The sequence below is a fragment of the Autumnicola tepida genome, from assembly GCF_031846485.1.
GTDB lineage: Bacteria > Bacteroidota > Bacteroidia > Flavobacteriales > Flavobacteriaceae > Autumnicola > Autumnicola tepida.
In genome coordinates, this window is the sequence record NZ_JAVRHQ010000082.1 from 1 (window position 1) to 924 (window position 924).

A 924-nucleotide genomic window follows, 5' to 3' on the forward strand; every position below is an offset into this window, starting at 1 on the left:
TTTCGGTTATCGCCAGTTGGCGGAGTAGGGGACGCGAATTAGTCGGCTTAGTATTTGTTTGTTGGTCAAGTTAATTATTTTCTTTCTAACGCTACCGGCTATTGGCGATTAACCGTTGTTAGCCACTGGCAAAATTACTGGGTCGCCAAATATTCTTTAGCAGTTAATACTGGTAATTTCGAGTTTTTAAAATCTTTTTTATTTCTTGTTATTATTATTTCGATATCATTTTCAATGGCAGAATAATACTGCAATCCATCTTCAAAATCAGGAAAACTCTCGTCACTTAATGCTAACTCAGTAATTTTATCATCTAACCTTAAAACTTCAACAAGCACTTTAAACTTTCTTAGAATTTCTCTCGCTTCTCTTGGAGATTTTAATTTGCTCAGTATGTAGTTTGTATTTGCAAAAGTTAGTGATGAAATTGTCAGTTTTATTTCTTGTTTATCTGCTTGAGTGAATAATCTTGCAGCTTCATTATAGAACTCTTTTCTTTTTGAGAGTAAATCGATTACGATATTAGTATCAATTAATATTCTTTTCATTTATATTTTTCGATTAAATATTGTGTGTAATCATCTTGTGGATCGTAATTCTCATCAACTGTAATGACACCACTTAAACTTTTCACAAGTGGAGAAATTTCCATTTTTTTCATTTCTTCTTTAGTTAAAGATCCAAGATAAGATTCTATTAATTTTGATAAACTAATATTATTGGCTTTTGCATATCTTTTTGCAGTTTCTATAATACTTTCATTGAGACTTAATGTCAATTTTTTATCCATCACAAATCATTTTACGTACAAATATATTTATTTATCACGTAAAACCTTACTAAAATCTTGATTTTTTGCTTGTGGCTAACGGCCGCGGTTAATGCAAGTTGCGATTGAAGACTTGAATTTTTCAGCTAGGCCGG

Annotated in this window: 2 protein-coding genes; both read right to left on the minus strand. The window is 31.1% G+C overall.

Features of this window, described 5'->3' with window-relative positions; translation table 11 throughout:
* Nucleotides 1-134: 134 nt before the first annotated feature.
* The gene (locus tag RM553_RS19460; protein ID WP_311536629.1) at nt 135-548 is read right to left on the minus strand and encodes a type II toxin-antitoxin system VapC family toxin; all 414 of its coding nucleotides are present in this window, start codon (nt 546-548) and stop codon (nt 135-137) included.
* On the minus strand, nt 545-790 hold the full coding sequence (locus tag RM553_RS19465) for a DUF6364 family protein (protein WP_311536630.1): 246 nt from the start codon (nt 788-790) through the stop codon (nt 545-547). The genes RM553_RS19460 and RM553_RS19465 overlap by 4 nt, the downstream gene beginning before the upstream one ends.
* Nucleotides 791-924 lie beyond the last annotated feature (134 nt).